We start from the raw sequence: 18605 nt of genomic DNA, 5'->3' as shown, positions 1-18605 counted from the left end.
GGCGGACAATCTCGCCTGGCTCTTCGTTTTGTGCTTCGCCCTGGGCCTGGCCGCGGCGCTGCAGGGCGCCGGGGTCACAGGCTACACGATCCTGCAGGTCTATGGCGGCTCGGGCCGGTCGGGCGAGTGGTCGCGCTCGGGGCAGGTCAGACGCGCCGAAGGCATGCTGCAGACCGTCTGTATCATCCGCCCGGAATGGCTCAACGCCGCCTTCAAGGTGGTCGAACGCCATATCGGCGTGGTCAGCATCACCGATTGCGAGGTGCTGCGCGGCGAGCGGTTCTGACTGCGGCGTGCACCGTCTGGCGGAATGACTCGCCGAAACCTTGCGGGCTTCAACCGGGTTGGGTCACACTGACCCAAGAAAAGGGAGTGTCATGTCATGAAACATACTGTCCGTCTCGTCGCGTCACTATGCCTGCTTTTTCCCGCGACCCTTGCCTCCGCCCAAGATATCCGCACCGAGACGGTGAACTTCGCCGCAGGCGCGTCCGGGACCACGATCCGCGACCGGATCACCGGTTATGAGTCGGTCTCCTACAAGCTCGGCGCCGAGGCCGGGCAGCGCCTCTCGATCACTCTGAATCCAAGCAATACCCAGACCTATTTCAACGTCTACGGCCCCGGCAGCGGCCCCGGCGATCAGGCCATCGCCAACAGCTCGATGACACTGGTCCTGAACCGCTTTGACGGCATCTTGCCGGGTTCGGGCGACTATACCGTCTCGGTCTACATGATGCGGGTCGCCGCGCGCCGGAACGAGGTGTCGGACTACGCCCTCGACATCTCGATCACCGGTGCCACTGGCGCCACGGTGCAATCCGACTACGCCGACGGGCTTCAGGGCGGGCCGGACTATTGGCGCGTCAACACCTCGGGCGGCGGCCTGAACATGCGCACCGGCCCCTCCTCCGAAGCGGGCGCGGTCACCAAGATCGGCAACGGCACCAACCTGCGCAATCTCGGCTGCCGCATGGCCGAAGGCCGCCGCTGGTGTCGCGTCGCAACATTGGCCGATCCCGGCTACGAAGGCTGGGTTGCCGGCGACTTCCTCATCGAAGGCAGCGACCGGGCCAGCGCCGCGCCCGTCCAGCCCACGCATCACGGCGCCGGCCAGTCCGGCGCATCGTCCGACGTCCGCGTCCGCTTTGCCGCCGGTACCACCGGCAGCGAGATGACCGGCGCGCTGGCCCCTGGCGAATCGCGCCGTTACCTGATCGGTGCCGCGGCCAATCAAGCCCTTTACGTTCGGGTCGCGCCTCAGGGGCCCGGGCTCAGCTACCAGATCTTCAACCCCGACCGCAGCTTCCTCCTCGGAGCGATGGATCCGGCGCAGGAGTATCGCGGCCAGCTCTGGCAATCGGGCGATCACGCCATTGAGGTATTCAACCGCGGCGGCACGACCGTCAGTTACAACATCATCATCGGCATCGACTGATCTGCCGCCGGGCCGGTGCTGCAGGTCACCGCAGCACCTTACCCTCGGGCCATTCGATTCGGTGGTTCAGATCGATCGTGCGGGTCTCGCCGGCGCCGATCTCGAATTCCCAGGCCAGGATACCCTTGCCGTCTTCCACATCCACTTCTGACGGCCTGGGGCGCGCGGTCCAGGTGATCACCAGATCCTCCTGCTCGGAATAGGGCACCTGGTCGAGCACTCGCATCGGCCACGTCCGCCCGGTCAGATTTTCGACCTCGATCTGCGCCTGTTCGGTGATTTCGTTCGACCGCGTCAACACGCCCCGATCTCCCTCGTTTCGGTCGACCACGCGCTTGAGCCTGAGCCCGTCGATCGGCCCGAAGGACAACCGTGCTTCCGCCCCTGCCGCGATATGCGCCATCCCCCGCCGGCCGACAAATTCACCGTCGAGGAAAAACTGCGCCTCGTCGCTGGGCAGGATCATTTCGCCACTCTCGTTGACGAATGCCGCCGTCAGGAAGGCCGTCTGGTCGCGCCGCGGCACCGCCAGGGCCTGCAGGTCAGGCGATATCTCCACCGTGCCCAGCGTGATCCGCACGTCATCGGCCTCGTTGGCCAGATCGACCGGCGTCGGATAGTCATAGACCACGTTGAATTCGCCGATCCGCGTTACCGCCTCCTCGACGATCGACGGCTCGGCCATGACCATCGCCTCGGGCATTGCCGCGCCCGCCATGTCGCTCGACTTGCGCATCAGCACCGGCCGCGGCGGTTCGGGATCGCCGATCTCCAGCTTCCTGGGCCACAGTACGCCCGGCTCGGACTGGCCGCCGGGCCGGCTGGTGGACAGGCCGAGCTTCACACCCTGCCAGTTTTCACCTGTGCTTTGCCCGATCAGCGCCTTGCGTTCGATCCGCAGCGAGCGGGTGCCGCCGGCCTGATCGAGATGCACGTCATAGACCGGCATCCAGCCCGCCTCCCAGTCATTGTAGATCAGGGTCAGGCGACCGTCGGTCGCCGCCGCCGCCGTTATCCGAACCTCAACCAGATTGCGTTCTTCGGTTTCGGGTACCAACGCCTCAAGCGCCGCCTCGGCATCGGCCAGGTCGTCCTTCAGATCCCGGATGTCACGGTCCACCGCCCGCGCCTGGGCTTCCGCCGCGATCTGGGCCTGGCGGGCCGCCAGCGTCTCCTCGCCGATCATGCGGGCGACCTCGCGCAGCTGGTCGGCGGTCGCCCCGGTCAGCGCCTCGCCTTCACCCAGCTGACCCAGGAAGGTGATGCGCGTGTCCGCAGCTTCTTTCGCCAGCCGCAGCGCCTCGGCCTCGTCCGCCTTGGCGCGCACCGCGTCCTCCAGGCGCTCGACTTCTTCGCGCGCCGCCTTCAGCGCATCGCTTTCGGTGTCGCCACGGGGCGGCACATAGCTTTCGCGTACCGTGACCGCTCCCATGGTTGCGCCATCGACCTTAACCCTGAGCGTCTCCATCACCGCTCCGGCCGGCACGTCCAGCAGGCGCAACACGTGATCGCCCGCCGGTGCCGCGAAGGGAACCGAGCGCACGATCCTGGCGCCATCGGGATAGAGCGTGACCTCGGAAACGGTACTGGTCAGTGCGATCTCGTCAGCCAGAACGACGGACGGAAAAAACACCAGGACAAGGGGCAGGGCACGCATGCGATATCTCCTTTTCGACAGATCCAATCAAATCCCATCGCCGGAACAATGGAAAGGGGGCATCGGTATGACGTTTCGAATGCGCCAAACCTTGGCGAAAATCGGCTCGCCGGGCGGAATCGTGAAGGTTTCCTGTTCCAGGATCGACCAACCTCCGGGCATGATGGAAAGCTGCCGGTTCAAGATGCATCCCGGGAGGTCACGCGCGATCGTCACCATCGTCCGCCACCGGAACGCGGCAGTCGGCCAGAACCTGCGTAACTTCGTTGCACGTGAAATCCGCCGGCATGCGGCAGCGAACCTGCCAGACAGGGTAGACGAACAGTTCGTCGCGCCCTTCGCCTGGCCCATGCTTCCAACGCGACCATCTTCAGGATCGGCCGCGGCAGAATCGCGAACAGCTGCGCTCGGCCGGCGGTGAGCTGACCCCGTACGCCCATTCGTCCGGGCGGCGGATCTGCAAGGCCCATGATCACAGCCTTGGCTCTTCCCGGCGAATGTTTCGAATCGGCGGCCTTTCTCTGGCCATCCGCGTTCGCCGCATGTCGAAAAGAAAAAGGCAGGGGCCGAAGACGGCTCCCACCTGATCGAAAATGGCTGAAAAGTCTCAGCCCTTTTTCAGAACCTCGCGGCCCAGGAGCTCGGCGATCTGCACCGCATTGAGCGCCGCGCCCTTGCGCAGGTTGTCGCTGACGCACCACAGGTTCAGGCCGTTCTCGATGGTCGAATCCTGGCGAATACGCGAGATGAAGGTGGCGAAATCGCCGACGCATTCCACCGGCGTCACGTAGCCGCCGTTCTCGCGCTTGTCGATCACCATGATGCCCGGCGCCTCACGCAGGATGTCGCGGGCCTCGTCCTCGTCGAGGAACTCCTCGAACTCGATATTCACCGCCTCGGAATGGCCGACGAAAACCGGCACCCGCACGCAGGTCGCCGTGACCTTGATCGCCGGATCAATGATCTTCTTGGTCTCGGCCACCATTTTCCATTCTTCCTTGGTCGATCCGTCTTCCATGAAGACATCGATATGCGGAATGACGTTGAACGCGATCTGCTTGGTGAATTTCTTCGGCTCAACCTCCTGGGTCGGGTTGTACATCGCTTTGGTCTGATCCCACAGTTCGTCGATGCCTTCCTTGCCGGCGCCCGATACCGACTGGTAGGTCGACACCACCACCCGCTTGATCTTTGCCCGATCATGCAGCGGTTTAAGCGCCACCACCATCTGCGCCGTCGAACAGTTGGGATTGGCGATGATGTTCTTCTTGGCATAGCCATGCACCGCCTGCGGGTTTACTTCCGGCACGATCAGCGGAATATCGGGGTCGTAGCGGTAGAGCGACGAGTTATCGATCACCACGCAGCCCGCCTTGGCGGCCTTCGGCGCATATACCTTGGTCGCGTCCGATCCGATGGCAAACAACGCCATGTCCCAGCCGGTGAAATCGAACTGTTCGATATCCTCGGTCTTCAAGGTCTTGTCGCCGAAGCTCACCTCTGTGCCCAGTGACCGGCGCGAAGCCAGCGCCGCAATCTCGTCGACCGGGAACTGACGTTCGGCAAGGATGTTCAGCATTTCACGGCCCACGTTCCCCGTGGCACCGGCGACAACCACTTTATAGCCCATCTCGGGTCTCCTTCGATTCATCGACCCGCGTCATACCCCAGCGCCGTAAAAGCGTCACGCCAAAAACCTGATCTGCGGGTTTTTGGCGGGGCGCGCGCAACGCTCATATGTTGCACTGCGCCCCAACTTATCCGTGTCTCAGGTATAAGGCGCGACGCTTTAGGCAGGAAAGCGGCCCATGTCTCAAGACTTGCGCGCCAAATTATCACGCCCCGGCATGCGGCACCCGTCTGGCAGTCTCCCGGCGTCAGTATTCCGTATTCAGGGCATCCGCGGCCGGGATTTCCCGTTCGCGCCGGGCAATGAAATCGCGCAGCGCCTCGTCTGCGCCCAGGTCGAGCACCGGCTCCTCATAAGCCGCCAGCAAAGCCCGCGCATGGGCCAGCGCCCGGCCGGTGATCTCGACCGATCCTTCCGCCTGCCATTGCTCAATCGAGTTGTTGTCGAACAGTTCCGGCATGAAGAACGCGCTCTCGAAATGCTCCAGCGTATGCGGATGACCGAGGAAATGCCCCCCCGGCCCGACATCCACCACCGCCGCAAGTGCCGCGTCGAAATCACTCCAGTCCGGCCCGGCCCCCATGCGATAGGCCATCGCGCATTGCTCGGCATCGACCACGAACTTGGCGACCGAACAATGCATCCCCGCCTCGTTCCAGCCGGCCGCGTGCCAGATGTAATGCGCCCCGGCGTGCAACACCGCCGACAGGGTCGCGGCGCTTTCATATCCCGCCTGCGCGTCGAATGTCTTGGCCCCGCCCAACGCGCCCGACGTACGCCAGGGCACGCCGTAGAACCGCGCCATCTGGCCGATCATGAAATTCATCAAGCTGATCTCGGGCGTGCCCGCCATCGGCGCCCCCGAGCGCATCGACACGGTCGACAGGTAATGACCATAGATCGCCGGGCAGCCCTTGCGGATGATCTGGGTATAGGCCAGCGCCGAAAGCGCCTCGGCATTGAGCTGCGCCGCCGCCGCCGGCACGCTGGCCGGCGTGTTGGCCCCACCCAGCACGAAGGGCGAGCACAAGACCGGCTGGTTGCGCCGGCAAAAGGCACGCATCGACCCCAGCATGGTCTCGTCCCAGACCAGCGGGCTGTTGCCGTTGCAATTGCCGGTGATAACGGGGTGGCTCTCCATGAAATCAGCGCCGAACAGGATCGCACACATATCCAACACGTCCTCGGCATTCTTCGGGCTGGTGGTCATACCCATGAAGGTTTTGTCGGAATGTTTCATCGACGAATAGGTGATGCGCAAATGCCGCTGGCTGATCGGGTGATCCATCGGTTCGACAATATGATGCGCCGAGCTGTGCAGCGCCGGCAGCATGTGGCTCAGCTTGTGGAACATCGCCAGGTCGTCAAGCGTCGGCGCCCGTCGCCGGTCGTCGAGGTCGCGCAGATAAGGGGCGCCGGTCATCGGCACGAAAATCGACTGGTTGTCGCCCAGCGCCACGTTTTTCTTCGGATCGCGGGCGTGATAGGTGAAGCTTTCGGGAAGGCTGGCGATCAGCTCGCGGATAAGACCGCGGTCAGGATAGACAATCTCGCCCTCCACCTTGGCCCCGGCCGCCGCCCAGTCGGCAAGCGCCACCGCGTCGCGGAACTGCACCCCGACATTTTCCAGGATATCCATCGACGCCGCGTCGATCCGCTCGACCTGCGCGCCATCCATCACCTCGCAAAGCGGCAGCGCCCGGCGCAGCCCGGGCAGCATCGCGATATCGGTTCCGGTGCGCAGCGCCCGCCGCGCGGCCCGGCCACCAGACCGGACCCGCCTGTTCCCATCTGCCATGATCCGAACGATGCCTCCCTGCCTGAGCTGGGATCATCCTCACAACAGACCGGCGGCAATTCCCGTCCGTTTGCGACACCCCTGGGTCAGCCGGTGCGGTCCTCGGCAAAGAGATAGATGATCAACCCGACCAGAACCGTCACCCCGAAGAACCCGAACAGGGTCTGATAGGCATAACCCGCACCCTGCCCGGTCGCTTCGGCCGCCGCGAACAGCTTGCCGGTGATCACCTGCATCACCCCGACGCCGCCAATCGCGAACAGGTTCATTAGCGTTACGCCGCGGCCCACGAGATGATCGGGATAGAAACTGCGCCCATGCGCCATCAGCACCGGATAGGACGCCCCAAAGAACCCGGCCGCCGCGAATAAAACCGTTGTCGCCCACACCCCCTCGGGTTGGGCGAAAGCCAGCGCCATCACGCTCAGCATGCCTAGGAAACTGCCTACGAAAACCACCCATTTGCGGGTGGCGAATACCCGGTCGAGCGGGCCATAGACAAAGGTCCCGGCGATCATCGCTACCCCCATCACCAGGGTGATCTGACCCACAGTCGCCGGGCCGAAATCAAAGACATCCGCGAAAAACGGCCCGATCCACAAACCGCGCAACCCTGCCGACGGCGCGTAGTGGACGAACACCAGCGGAAAGATCAGCCACAAAGCCGGCATCCGCAAAAGCTCGAAGACCGAGCCCTTTTCACCCGCCGCGAGCTTCTCCGGGTCGCGAACCATCAGGAACAGCCCCAGCGCCGTCGCGCTGCTGATCGCGGCCAGGATCCACATCACCATCCGCCATCCGATCGCCTCGGCCATCAGCGCTGTCGGCAGGGCGCTCGCCAGGTTGCCAAGGCTCCCGATTCCAAGGATCACCGCCGCCAGCGTGGCGAACACCGCCGGCGGATAGACCCGCGCAAAGATGTAGTACGAAGCCATCAGCACCGGTGAACAGCCCACCCCGATCAGCAGCATTGCCGCCGAGACATGCGCCGGGCTCTGCGCCATTGCGAACAGAGCCGCCCCGCCGCCGCCGCCGACCAGCAGCAGGGCGCTCGCCGTCAACCGCGGTCCGATCCGGTCCAGCGCCCAGCCCACCGGGATCTGCATCGCCGCAAAGGACAGGAACCAGAAACCTGATGCGGTGGCCAGCGCCGAGGCGTCGGCGCCCAGGTCGGCGTCCAGCACCTCGGCCAACACCGCCAGGAAGGTGCGGTAGAACTGGCTCAGCACATAGGCGAAGGTCAGCAGGATCAGATCTGCGCGCATGTCCCCTCCTTGCCCGCCACCGGTGACATGCGCAGACCCGTGCTGCAAGCCCAACCTGCCGGCCCGGCACGCCATTCCGCACCGGCAATCGACGCCTACGCACTCCCGGCAATGCACCGTGACCACGCGACAGGCCGCCTCGGCCCGAGGCGTCGACGACGACGTCGCCACCCGCGCTCACCGACCGGCAGGTCTGTCCCGCAGCTTCGCCACGGGCGCCAATCCCGAGGATGAGGCCAGGGGCCGAAGACGAGACAAACCTGCGCGCCGCAGGCGCTCCTTCAGGTTGCGATCCGCTAGATGCAGCGCCCGCCATCGACCTCCAGCAACACGCCGGTAATCATGCTGGCCTCGTCGGAACACAGGAAGGCGGCGGCATTGCCCATGTCGTCCGGTTGCGAAAACCGTCCCAGCGGAATGGTGGACAGGAACTTCGCCCGCATCTCGGGCGTGTCCTCGCCCATGAAGCTCGCCAGCAGCGGCGTTTCGCCGGCTACAGGATTGAGCGCGTTGACCCGCACGCCATGCGGCGCCAGTTCGACCGCCATGGTCTTGGTGGCGACATTCACCCAGCCTTTCGAGGCATTGTACCAGTTGAGATTGGGCCGCGGGCTCAGTCCCGCTGTCGATGACACGTTCAGGATCACGCCCGACCCGCGCGCCTTCATATGCGGCACCAGCGCCCGCGCGAAGAAATAGATCGATTTGCAGTTGACCGCGAAAACCCGGTCGAAATCGGCCTCAGTCACCTCCTCCATCGGCGCGGGCAAATGGGTCACCCCGGCATTGTTCACCAGGATATCGACTTCGCCGAAAACCTCGCGCGCGGTCCCGATCACCCCGTTGACCTGGGTGCGGTCAGCCACGTTGGCGGCGTGGCCGAACGCGCCTTCGCCCAACTCCTCGGCCATGGCCAGGGCGCCGTCATGGTCGATATCGACCACCATCACCTGCGCCCCCTCGGTCGCGAATTTGCGGGCGATGCCCGCACCGAACCCGCTCGCGGCGCCGGTCACGATTGCGGTTTTTCCTTCCAGCCGCATCGGCCTCCTCCCTTTCTCAGTTTTGCCGGATCAGATGACGTGCTTTTGCCCTCCGACGCAAGGCCGCGTGCATCCCAGGCCCGCAGCAGCGTGCGCGCGACGCGCTGGCGCTCGGCGATCCAACCAGGCCCCGCTATGTCGTGCCCGGCGCGATAGCGCGGGTCATCGATCCCGGTCACGATCACCGGCGCGGCGCCGAATTGGTCGGCGGTCAGATCGACGATCCGCGCCGGCTCTCGCACCAAGACCCAGCCGTGCCCTTTCCACCCGGCCTCGGTTCGAAACCCACAGTCACATTCCACCGGCGACCCAAAGACCAACTCGGCCTCGAACCCGTCCCGCCGCAGCACCTCGCAGAGGAAGCGCGACGATCGTCCGCAAGTACCTTCCGACAGCGTGCGACGTCCCTCTGGCGATCCGGTCCGCGCGTGCCACACGGCCCAGTGCGGCTCCAGAAACGCACGCACTTCCCGCGCAAGCCTCTCAAGCCGGGCTGCCCGCATTGCGCTCAATAGGTCGCCCGTCCGCCCGAAACGTCGAAACAGGCGCCGGTGGAAAACGCCGCCTCCTCGCAGGCCAGCCAGGTCACCATTGCGGCGATCTCGTCGGTAGTGCCGAACCGTCCCATCGGGATCTTCGATTTCATATAGGCGATGAACTCTTCGGTCATCTGCTCGAAAATCGGGCTTTCCACCGCCGCCGGCGCCACGCAGTTGACCGTTACGCCCGTATCGGCCAACTCCTTGCCGAGCGATTTCGTCAACCCGATGACCGCCGCCTTGGACGAGCTGTAGGCCGGCGCGTTCGGGTTGCCCTCCTTGCCCGCGATCGAGGCGATGTTAACGATCCTGCCATAGCCGGCCGCTTTCATCATCGGCGCCGCCACCCGGTTGCAATAGAACACCCCATGCAGGTTCAGGTCATAAACCCGGTGCCAATCCTCCAGTGGATACTCCCAGGTCGTTGCGTTCGGCCCGGTGATCCCGGCCGAACAGACCAGGATGTCGAGCCCGCCCATCGCCTCGGCATCCGCCGCCATCGCCGCCTCGACCGCGCTCGCATCGGTCACGTCGACGTCGCGGCTGCGGACCCCCTCCATAACGGCCATCGCGGCCGTATCGATGTCCCACACCGTCACCTCGGCGCCCTCGTCGCGCATCCGCGCCGCGCAGGCCCGGCCGATCCCCGAGGCCCCGCCGGTGACAATCGCCCGCCGCCCGGCGAACCGTCCTTCGAAAATCATCTGATCCCCCTTCCGCAGGGTGCGTTTTCAACGCACCGTCCCTTACCCGTGATAGGCCGCCACCGTCTTGAGCACGGTAAACCCATACAACGCCTCGAACCCCTTCTCACGTCCGTGGCCCGACTTTCCCATGCCGCCGAAGGGCAATTCCACGCCGCCCCCGGCACCGTAATTGTTGATGAATACTTGCCCGGCCCTGATCGCCCTGGCCAGCCGCATCTGCCGCGCACCGTCCCGGCTCCAGATGCTCGCCACCAGGCCATAATCGGTGCCATTAGCGATCTTCACCGCCTCTTCCTCCTCATCGAAGGGAATCGCCACCTGTACGGGGCCGAAAATCTCGTCCCGCGCCAGCGCATGTTCCGCCGACACCCCGGCAAAGAGCCGTGGCGCGACATAGTTCCCGCCCTTGGGCGCGTTCACCAGCTGGCCCAAGGCCGCTGTTTCTAGGTCATCCCCCTGGTCGAGATATCCGCTGACGATCCCCTTCTGCTTGGCCGAGATCAGCGGCCCGACATCGAGATCGTCCATCGCCGGCCCCACCCGCAGCAGGGCATAGCGCTCGGCCATCCGCCCCACCACCTCGTCATAGACCCCGCGCTGGATCAGGATGCGTGACGACGCCGAACAGGTCTGCCCAGCGTTCTGAATGCCGGCATTCACCAGAAACGGCAGCGCTGTGTCGATATCGGCGTCATCGAACACCACCTGCGGGCTCTTGCCGCCCAGTTCCAGCGTCACCGGCACCACGTTCTTTGCCGCCGCCGCCTGGATCATCGCCCCCGTGGCCACCGAGCCGGTGAAACTGACATGATCGATCCCCGGATGCCCGCTCAGCGCTGCACCGGCCTCGTGGCCCCAGCCCGGCACCACGTTCAGCACTCCGTCCGGCAGGCCGGCCGCCTTGGCCAGGTCGGCGAAGGCCAGCGCCGTCAGGCAAGCGTCCTCGGCCGGCTTCAACACACAGGCATTGCCCGCCGCCAGCGCCGCGCCAACGCTGCGGCCGATGATCTGCATCGGGTAGTTCCACGGCACGATATGCGCCGTCACCCCGTGCGGCTCGCGCAGCGTGTAGACCGTGTAGCCATCGAGATAGGGAATGGTCTCGCCCATCAGCTTGTCGGCGGCCCCGCCATAGAATTCCATGTACCGCGCCAGCGCCACCGCGTCGGCCCGCGCCTGTTTCAGGGGTTTGCCCACATCCAGCGCCTCGATCCGCGCCAGCGCCTCTACCTTTTCCTCGACCAGCGTTTTCAGCCGCATCAGGATGCGACCCCGTTCCGCCGCCGGGGTTCGTGACCATACGCTATCGTATGCTTTGCGTGCCGCCGCGACCGCGGCATCGACATCCGCCGCCCGCCCGCGCGCGATCTCCCCGATCTGCTCGCCGGTCGACGGGTTCATCAACGGCAGGACTTCGCCCCCAGCAGGGGCCACCCATGCCCCGTCGATCAGGCATTTCGACGGATCTAACCACAGATCTTCCAGGCTCATTCAGCACCTCCTCCTGCAACGCCGTGATCCGGCAGAACCGGCGCCGCTTCGATCAGTTTTTTGGTATACCAATTCTGCGGGTTGTCAAACACGGCTGCCGTCTTCCCCTGCTCGACAATCTCGCCCGCCCGCATCACCAGCACCCGATCGGTAATGTTGCGTACCACGCTCAGATCGTGGGAAATGAACAGGTAGGACAGGCCGTAGTCCTTCTGCAGCGCCGCCAGCAGATCAAGGATCTGGGCGCGGATGCTCACATCCAGCGCGCTGACCGCCTCGTCCAGCACCACCAGCTCCGGCCTCAGGATCAGCGCCCGGGCGATCGCGATCCGCTGCCGCTGCCCGCCGCTGAATTCGTGGATATAGCGATGCATCGCATCGGCCCCGATGCCCACATCCTCCAGCACCTTCGCGACCTGATCGCGCCAATCCGCCGGGCGGGCGTCCATCAGATGAAACGGCTCGGCCACAAGCCGGGCCACCTTCCAGCGCGGGTTGAAACTGCCGTAAGGATCCTGGAACACCACCTGCATACGCCTGCGTACGGCTCGGTTGGGCTGATGCCCGGAAAAAACCGGTGCACCGTCCAGCAGGATCTCCCCGCCCTGCAGCTCCTCCAACCCCAGGATCGCCCGGGTCAGTGTCGACTTCCCGCAGCCCGACTCGCCAACCAGCCCCAGGCTTTCGCCGCGTTCGATCGTCAGGCTTACTCTGTTCACCGCCCGGAAATAGTCCTGAGGCGCAAACAGCCGGTTGCGCGGCAGGGCATAGTCACGTACCGCGTCCCGCACCTGCAACAGCGGCACGCTCTGGGTCTGCGCTTCCCGCACGGGCTGATGACCCGAGGCTTCGAACAGCGCCCGCGTATAGGGGTGGTTCATCTCGGCAAAGACCTGCGCTGTCGGCCCCGCCTCGACCACCTCACCCCGGCGCATGATGACGATCTCGTCAGCCATGTCGGCCACCACCGCCAGGTCGTGGGTAATCAGCATGCAGCCCATGCTGTCCTCCTCGACCAGCCGTCGAATCAGCCGCAGGATCTCGGCCTGCGTGGTGACGTCGAGCGCCGTCGTCGGCTCGTCGGCGATCAAGAGCTTCGGCCGCAGCGCGATCGCCATGGCGATCACCACCCGTTGTCGTTGCCCGCCGCTGAGTTCATGCGGATAGCGGCTCATCGGAAAGCGGTCGCCCGGCAGCTCGCAGCGGTCCAGCGCCTCCCGCGCCCGGGCCATCGCCGCGCGCTTCGATACGTCTTCGTGGATCAGGATCGTCTCGGCGACCTGTTCGCCGATCGTTTTGATCGGGTTCAGCGCTGTCATCGGTTCCTGGAACACCATGCCAACCTCGTTACCGCGCAGCCGGCAGAGGCTCGGCTCCGGCAGGCCCAGCATATCGTGACCGTTCAGTTCCACCCGCCCCCGGCACATGGCGCCCTCGGGCAACAGCTGCAGCACCGCGAACGCCGTCATCGACTTGCCCGAGCCGCTCTCGCCGATCACCCCCACGATCTGTCCCGGCGCCACGCTCATCGACACGCCGCGCAAAATCGGCGCCCCGTGGATATCCAGATCCAGCCCCTCAATCTCCAGGAGGCTCACGGCGCACACCCCCTGCCCTTCATCTGACCACAAATATCCCGGGGGTGTGGGGGCTGGCCCCCACGCCTGCATTTTCCGGGGTCCCGGACGCAACCCGTCATCTCGCCCCCCTCCTGAGCCGCGGGTCGAGCAGGTCACGCAGCCCGTCGCCCATCAGGTTCAGCCCGAGCACGGTCAGGAGGATCGCCAGGCCGGGGAACAGCGCCATGTGCGGGGCAAAGGAAATCATCGTCTGGCTGTCGGCCAGCATGCGCCCCCACGACGGGAGCGGGGGTTGCGCCCCGAGACCCACGTAACTGAGCCCCGCCTCGGCCAGGATGCCGAGGGAAAACTGGATCGTCCCCTGCACGATCAGCAGGTTGGTTACGTTGGGCAGGATATGCTCGACGCTGATCCGCGCCGCGCCCTTGCCCGAAACCCTTGCCGCCAGGACATAGTCGCGGGTCCACAGGCTCAGCGCCGCGCCGCGCACCAGCCGGGCGAAAACCGGAATGTTGAAAATGCCGATGGCAATGATTGCGTTCAGCGCCGAGGCTCCGAACACGGCGGTGATCATGATCGCAATCAAAAGTGAGGGGAAGGCGAAAACCAGATCGTTGCCGCGCATGATCACCTCGTCCAGAAGCGAGCCCGTCTTCGCCGCCGCCGCCAGACCCAGCGGCACCCCCAGCCCCATGCCGATCCCCACCGCCACCAGCGCCACGGCGATCGAGGTGCGCGCACCGACCATGATCATCGACAGGATATCGCGGCCGAAATGGTCGGTCCCCAGCGGGTGTGCGCCGCTGGGCCCCTTGATCTTGTTGGCGATATCGAGCTGGGTGATGTCGTATGGCACCCAGAGGAAACTGATCAGAGCTGCCCCGGCGAAGATCAGCGTCAGGGCCGCGCCCAGCATCAGGTTGCGCGAGCGCAGCGCCGCGCGGGCCAGGCTCTCCTCTGTCAGACTCACGCCCGCACCCTCAGCCGCGGATCGACCACGGCATAGGCCAGGTCAACGGCGAAATTCACCATCACCACGGCGAAAACCAACAGCATCACCACCGATTCCACAACGATCAGGTCACGCGCCGAAATCGACTGGAACACCAACCGCCCCAGCCCCGGCAGGAAAAAGACGTTCTCGATGATGATCGCGCCAGCCATCAGGAACGAGAATTGCAGACCGATGATGGTCAGCACCGGGATCAGCGCATTGCGCAGCGCATGCCGCCACAGCGCCTGCCGCTTGCTGAGTCCCTTGGCCCGCGCCGTGCGGATGAAATCCTCACCCAGCGTGTCCAAGAGCGACGATCGCATCACCCGGGCCAGGATCGAGGCTTGCGGCAGGGCCAGCGCAATCGCCGGCAAAGTCAGCGATTTCATCGCAGGCAAAATCCCCGCGTCCCAACCGGCGAACCCGCCGGCATTGAACCAGCGCAGGTTGATGGCGAACACCAGAACCATCAGCATCGCGAACCAGAAATTCGGGATCGCCACACCCAGCTGGGTCACCCCCATCACCGACGTGTCCACCAGCGACCCGCGTTTTGAGGCCGCCCAGATCCCGGCCGGAAAGGCAATCGCGGTGCTCAGCGTCAGTGCGAAAAGCGCCAGCGGCAGGCTGATCCACAACCGCTCGCCGATCATCTCGGCCACCGGTGTGCGATAGGTGTAAGAGGTGCCGAAATCGCCACGCAGCATACCGCCGACCCAACCGGCATACCGTTCAAGCAGCGTCCCGTTCAGCCCCAGCTGATCGCGCAACGCGTTCAACGTCTCCTCGGTGGCATTGATGCCCAACATGTACGCAGCCGGATCGCCGGGAACGACCTCGACCATGGCGAAGATCACCACGCTGGCCACGACCAGCGAAATCGCCAGCGACACCAGACGCTTCAAAGCGTATCTCAGCATCGCGCGTACCGCTCCGTCATCGCCCCGCTCCTACGTCGTCTCGGCAGAAATGTCCCCGCCTGAGGCTCCCGAACCCACTCTCCGCGTTCCGGTCGGCAATTTGATCCCGCCCCCCGGGGCGCGCGGGGTGGGTGGGCGGGCGCGTGCCCCGGGGGGCGGCCCGCCGCATGGTCCTCACTCGGCCCAGTAAACCGCCGTCAGGTCGGTCGCCTGGGTCGGCGCATCCTTCCAAAGACCCGTCACCCCGGCCTTGGCAACCGTCGCCGTGGCCAGTTGGAACAGGTAGCCATTGACATAGTCTTCGCTGATGATCGTCTGCGCCTTGTGCAGCATATCCGTCCGCATCGCCGGATCGGTCGTCTTGTTCAGTTCGGCGATCAGGTCCTGGAAGGCCTTGTTGTCATACTGGAAATAGTAGTCCGGCCGCGCATAGATACCGATATCGAACGGCTCGGTATGGCTGACGATGGTCAGGCCGTAATCCTTACCGCGGAACACCTGCTCCAGCCACTGCGCCCATTCCAGGTTCGTGATTTCGGTCTCGATCCCCACAGCGCGCAGCTGCGCCGCGATGATCTCACCGCCGCGCCGCGCATAGGACGGCGGTGGCAGCTTCAGCGTGGTCTTGAACCCGTCCGGGAACCCCGCCTCGGCGAGCAGCGCCTTTGACATCTCCGGATCGTAGGCCGAATTGCCGGTCAGATCGACATAGTCGGGGTTATGCGGCGCGAAATGCGTTCCGATCGGCGTGCCGAGACCGAACATCGCGCCGTCGATGATCGCCTGGCGGTCAATGGCGTGGGCAATCGCCTTGCGCACCTTGACGTTGTCCAGCGGCGGCATCTTGTTGTTGATCGACAGGATCGTCTCGCCTTCCGTGTTGCCGACGATCACCTGGAACCGCGGATCGGCCTCGAACTGCGGCAGGTTCTCGGGCGCCGGGAAACCGGTGAAGACGTCCACATCCTCGGCCATCACCGCGGCAAAGGCCGCCGTCGGATCCGAGATGAATTTGAACGTCACCTCGTCGAGCTTCGCCGGTGTGCCCCAGTAGTCGCCGTTCTTTTCAAGCGTGATATTGTCGCCCTGCACCCAGTTGGTGAACTTGAAGGCGCCGGTGCCCACCGGCATCTGCTTGATGTTCTCGATCGACTCGGGCGCCACGATCACCGCGTCGCCCCAGGCCATGTTGAACAGGAAATTGCCGTTGGGCTCGCTCAGCATGACCTTCACGGTCGCCGGGTCCACCACCTCGACATCGGCAATCGCCGAAAACAGCGCCTTCTGCGCATTGGCGCTGTCTTCGGCGCGGGCGCGATCGAGACTGAATTTCACGTCCTCGGCATCCATCGCCGTGCCATCGTGAAACGTCACACCCTCATTCAGGTGGAAGGTATAGGTCAACCCGTCGTCCGAGATATCCCAGCTCTTGGCGAGACCGGGATTGACGCTGCCATCCGGCCCGAACCGGGTCAGCCCTTCGAAAACGTTGGAATAAAGAACGCTGTCAATCGCACCCGCGGCAGCGCTCGTCGGGTCCAGATGCGGCGGTTCCAGCTGCATCGCCACCACGATATCGGTTTTCGCCAGCGCTCCCCCGGCCACCAGCATCGCCAGCGCGCTTGCCGCGCCAAGCTTCAGAAAAGACATGAGCTTTCTCCCTGTTTCCCCGACCGGAACCACCCCGGTCCGCAGATTCTGCGTCAAGTGTCCCCCTAAAGCCCCGCGAAATCAAGCGATTGCCGGACGGGCTCGTCTACCACGCGTCCACATAACGCGACCCGGGCCGCGCCGGCCCGGCAACCGCCAGCGCGCGGCAAATCTGGTCCCGCGTCGTCGCCGGGTCGATCACTGCATCGAACTCCAGAAGGCTCGCGGCGTTCATGGCCTTGCCGCGCGCGTAAAGTTCCGCCACCAGCCGCTGATATTCCACCTCCCGTGCCTCCGGGTCGGCAATCGCGGCCAGGTGGTCGCGATGACCCAGCTTCACCGCCCCTTCCAGGCCCATGGCCCCGACCTCGCCCGTGGGCCAGGCACAGCAGAAATGCGGCCGGTCGAAACCGCCGCCCGCCATCGCCATTGCGCCCAGACCATAAGCCTTGCGCAGGATCACCGTCACCAGCGGCTGCGAAAAATGGGCGCCTGCCAGGAACAGGCGCGAGATATGTGCCACCTGCCCCGTCGTCTCGACCTCCGGACCGACCATGAAGCCGGGCGTGTCGCAAAGCGTCACCACCGGCAGTCCCCAGGCATCGCAGAGCTGCAAAAACCTTGCCCCCTTGTCGCCCGCCTCGGCATCGATCGCGCCGCCAAGATGCAGCGGGTTGTTGGCCATCAGCCCCATCGCCTGGCCGCGGATGCGGGCAAAACCGGTGATCATGCCCGCGCCAAACCCACGCCGCAGCTCCAGGAAGGACCCCTCGTCGAACAGCATCGCGATGCCCTCGCGCATGTCGTAGGCCCGGGTCCGGTCCGCCGGCACGACGTCGCGCAGACCGGGCCGCTCGCCGGGCTCCGACATGCCCGTCTCGCTCATCCCGTTCAGACCGAGCACCGTTTTCGCCGCCGCGACCGCCCCGGCCTCGTCCTCGACCAGCAGATCGATCACCCCGTTGCGCACCTGCACCTCGCTCGGCCCGATCTCGTCGGGCCGCACCACGCCCAGACCCCCGCCCTCGATCATCGCCGGCCCGCCCATGCCGATCCAGCTCTGCCGGCTCGCAATCCGCAGATCACACACCCCGAACAGAGCGGCATTGCCGGCAAAACAATAGCCCGCCACGATCCCGATCTTCGGCCCCCGATGTGCAGCAAAAGCGCGGAACGAGGTCACGTTCAACCACGCTGCCATCACCTGCGCGACATCGCTGTCATTGGGCCGCCCGCCGCCGCCTTCGGCAAACAGCACGATAGGCAGGCCGTCGCGCCCGGCCACCTCGATCAGCCGGTCCATCTTGCGGTGATGGTTGAAGCCCTGGGTGCCCGCCATCACCATGTAATCCACCGCCATCGCCGCCACCGGCCGCCCGTCCACGGTGCCGGTGCCGCAGATGATGCCGTCACCCTGTGACCTTGCCTGCAAGTCCTCCAAAGGCTTGCGCGACCGCTGCGCCGCCACCGCCAGCGCGCCGTATTCGATGAAAGACTCCTCGTCGAACAGGTCGGCGATATTCTCGCGCGCCGTGCGGAACCCCTGCGCGTGCCGGTTCGCCACGGCATCAGGCCGGGCAGCATCTTCGAGCAGCGCCATCCGTGCCTGGTATTCCGCGAAATCCGCACGTGACCCGCGCGCCGCCTCAGGCTCAACCGGACCAACCTCGGCAGGCTCCAATTCAAGCAACGGCTCACCGCCTTTCAACTCGTCTCCCACGGCCACATGCACCGCCCGAACCACGCCGCTCTTCCCGGCACAGATCTCGTGGTGCATCTTCATCAGCTCGGTCACGATCAGCACCGACCCCGCTGCCACCGCATCGCCTGGCGCCACGCGAATCTCGGCGACGATCGCCGCACTTTCTGCCCTGATGATGTTCACACCGCCCC

General features: G+C 65.1%; 16 protein-coding genes. 3 read left to right on the top strand and 13 right to left on the bottom strand.

Features of this window, described 5'->3' with window-relative positions:
• The first annotated feature begins 28 nt into the window (after positions 1-28).
• Both NO357_RS06905 and NO357_RS06900 read left to right on the top strand, forming a co-directional pair.
• On the top strand, positions 29-286 hold the full coding sequence (locus NO357_RS06905; protein ID WP_306734903.1) for a transcriptional regulator: 258 nt from the start codon (positions 29-31) through the stop codon (positions 284-286).
• A gap of 96 nt (positions 287-382) precedes the next feature.
• Positions 383-1438, top strand: coding sequence for an SH3 domain-containing protein (locus NO357_RS06900; RefSeq protein ID WP_306734902.1), 1056 nt, complete (start codon positions 383-385; stop codon positions 1436-1438).
• A gap of 25 nt (positions 1439-1463) precedes the next feature.
• Here NO357_RS06900 and NO357_RS06895 read toward each other — a convergent pair whose 3' ends face one another.
• Positions 1464-3095, bottom strand: coding sequence for a DUF4139 domain-containing protein (locus NO357_RS06895; protein WP_306734901.1), 1632 nt, complete (start codon positions 3093-3095; stop codon positions 1464-1466).
• On the opposite strand from NO357_RS06895, the gene NO357_RS06890 reads away from it, so the two are divergent.
• Positions 3094-3516 carry a hypothetical protein gene (locus NO357_RS06890; RefSeq protein WP_306734900.1) on the top strand — a complete coding sequence of 141 codons (423 nt, stop codon included), beginning with the start codon at positions 3094-3096 and terminating at the stop codon, positions 3514-3516. The two genes, NO357_RS06895 and NO357_RS06890, sit on opposite strands and share 2 nt — an antisense overlap.
• Positions 3517-3702: 186 nt before the next feature.
• Here NO357_RS06890 and NO357_RS06885 read toward each other — a convergent pair whose 3' ends face one another.
• From NO357_RS06885 to NO357_RS06830, 12 genes are all read right to left on the bottom strand, one after another.
• Positions 3703-4725, bottom strand: a complete 1023-nt coding sequence (locus NO357_RS06885) for an aspartate-semialdehyde dehydrogenase (RefSeq protein ID WP_306734899.1) — start codon at positions 4723-4725, stop codon at positions 3703-3705.
• A 247-nt stretch (positions 4726-4972) separates the two neighbouring features.
• The gene (locus NO357_RS06880; RefSeq protein WP_306734898.1) at positions 4973-6523 is read right to left on the bottom strand and encodes a trimethylamine methyltransferase family protein; all 1551 of its coding nucleotides are present in this window, start codon (positions 6521-6523) and stop codon (positions 4973-4975) included.
• An 86-nt stretch (positions 6524-6609) separates the two neighbouring features.
• On the bottom strand, positions 6610-7788 hold the full coding sequence (locus NO357_RS06875) for an MFS transporter (protein ID WP_306734897.1): 1179 nt from the start codon (positions 7786-7788) through the stop codon (positions 6610-6612).
• Between the two features lie 296 nt (positions 7789-8084).
• Entirely contained in the window at positions 8085-8831 is a 747-nt protein-coding gene (locus NO357_RS06870) for an SDR family oxidoreductase (RefSeq protein WP_306734896.1), read from the bottom strand.
• Complete coding sequence (locus NO357_RS06865; RefSeq protein ID WP_306734895.1) at positions 8801-9298, bottom strand: hypothetical protein; 498 nt, start codon at positions 9296-9298, stop codon at positions 8801-8803. Before NO357_RS06865 ends, NO357_RS06870 begins: the two co-directional genes overlap by 31 nt.
• A gap of 41 nt (positions 9299-9339) precedes the next feature.
• Positions 9340-10074, bottom strand: a complete 735-nt coding sequence (locus NO357_RS06860) for an SDR family NAD(P)-dependent oxidoreductase (RefSeq protein WP_306734894.1) — start codon at positions 10072-10074, stop codon at positions 9340-9342.
• 42 nt (positions 10075-10116) lie between these two features.
• On the bottom strand, positions 10117-11568 hold the full coding sequence (locus NO357_RS06855; RefSeq protein WP_306734893.1) for an aldehyde dehydrogenase family protein: 1452 nt from the start codon (positions 11566-11568) through the stop codon (positions 10117-10119).
• Positions 11565-13166, bottom strand: a complete 1602-nt coding sequence (locus tag NO357_RS06850; RefSeq protein ID WP_306734892.1) for an ABC transporter ATP-binding protein — start codon at positions 13164-13166, stop codon at positions 11565-11567. Before NO357_RS06850 ends, NO357_RS06855 begins: the two co-directional genes overlap by 4 nt.
• A gap of 97 nt (positions 13167-13263) precedes the next feature.
• On the bottom strand, positions 13264-14064 hold the full coding sequence (locus NO357_RS06845; RefSeq protein WP_306735540.1) for an ABC transporter permease: 801 nt from the start codon (positions 14062-14064) through the stop codon (positions 13264-13266).
• A gap of 50 nt (positions 14065-14114) precedes the next feature.
• Positions 14115-15062 (bottom strand): ABC transporter permease, encoded by a 948-nt coding sequence (locus NO357_RS06840; protein ID WP_306734891.1) that lies wholly within the window; start codon positions 15060-15062, stop codon positions 14115-14117.
• 174 nt (positions 15063-15236) lie between these two features.
• Positions 15237-16712 carry an ABC transporter substrate-binding protein gene (locus NO357_RS06835; RefSeq protein ID WP_306734890.1) on the bottom strand — a complete coding sequence of 492 codons (1476 nt, stop codon included), beginning with the start codon at positions 16710-16712 and terminating at the stop codon, positions 15237-15239.
• 106 nt (positions 16713-16818) lie between these two features.
• Positions 16819-18597, bottom strand: a complete 1779-nt coding sequence (locus NO357_RS06830; protein ID WP_306734889.1) for a carboxyl transferase domain-containing protein — start codon at positions 18595-18597, stop codon at positions 16819-16821.
• Positions 18598-18605: the final 8 nt, after the last annotated feature.

This window comes from Marimonas arenosa, assembly GCF_030848945.1.
GTDB classification, from domain to species: domain Bacteria; phylum Pseudomonadota; class Alphaproteobacteria; order Rhodobacterales; family Rhodobacteraceae; genus Marimonas; species Marimonas arenosa.
Note: the sequence above shows the minus strand (reverse complement) of the source record. Positions and strands in the feature narration are given on the sequence as shown.

Coding starts and splice junctions, on each gene's coding strand:
- NO357_RS06835 (WP_306734890.1), bottom strand. CDS start 16,712: ATGTCTTTTCTGAAGCTTGGCGCGGCAAGCGCGCTGGCGATGCTGGTG.
- NO357_RS06840 (WP_306734891.1), bottom strand. CDS start 15,062: ATGCTGAGATACGCTTTGAAGCGTCTGGTGTCGCTGGCGATTTCGCTG.
- NO357_RS06895 (WP_306734901.1), bottom strand. CDS start 3,095: ATGCGTGCCCTGCCCCTTGTCCTGGTGTTTTTTCCGTCCGTCGTTCTG.
- NO357_RS06885 (WP_306734899.1), bottom strand. CDS start 4,725: ATGGGCTATAAAGTGGTTGTCGCCGGTGCCACGGGGAACGTGGGCCGT.
- NO357_RS06860 (WP_306734894.1), bottom strand. CDS start 10,074: ATGATTTTCGAAGGACGGTTCGCCGGGCGGCGGGCGATTGTCACCGGC.
- NO357_RS06890 (WP_306734900.1), top strand. CDS start 3,094: ATGCGATATCTCCTTTTCGACAGATCCAATCAAATCCCATCGCCGGAA.
- NO357_RS06880 (WP_306734898.1), bottom strand. CDS start 6,523: ATGGCAGATGGGAACAGGCGGGTCCGGTCTGGTGGCCGGGCCGCGCGG.
- NO357_RS06845 (WP_306735540.1), bottom strand. CDS start 14,064: ATGCTGGGCGCGGCCCTGACGCTGATCTTCGCCGGGGCAGCTCTGATC.
- NO357_RS06855 (WP_306734893.1), bottom strand. CDS start 11,568: ATGAGCCTGGAAGATCTGTGGTTAGATCCGTCGAAATGCCTGATCGAC.
- NO357_RS06900 (WP_306734902.1), top strand. CDS start 383: ATGAAACATACTGTCCGTCTCGTCGCGTCACTATGCCTGCTTTTTCCC.
- NO357_RS06870 (WP_306734896.1), bottom strand. CDS start 8,831: ATGCGGCTGGAAGGAAAAACCGCAATCGTGACCGGCGCCGCGAGCGGG.
- NO357_RS06875 (WP_306734897.1), bottom strand. CDS start 7,788: ATGCGCGCAGATCTGATCCTGCTGACCTTCGCCTATGTGCTGAGCCAG.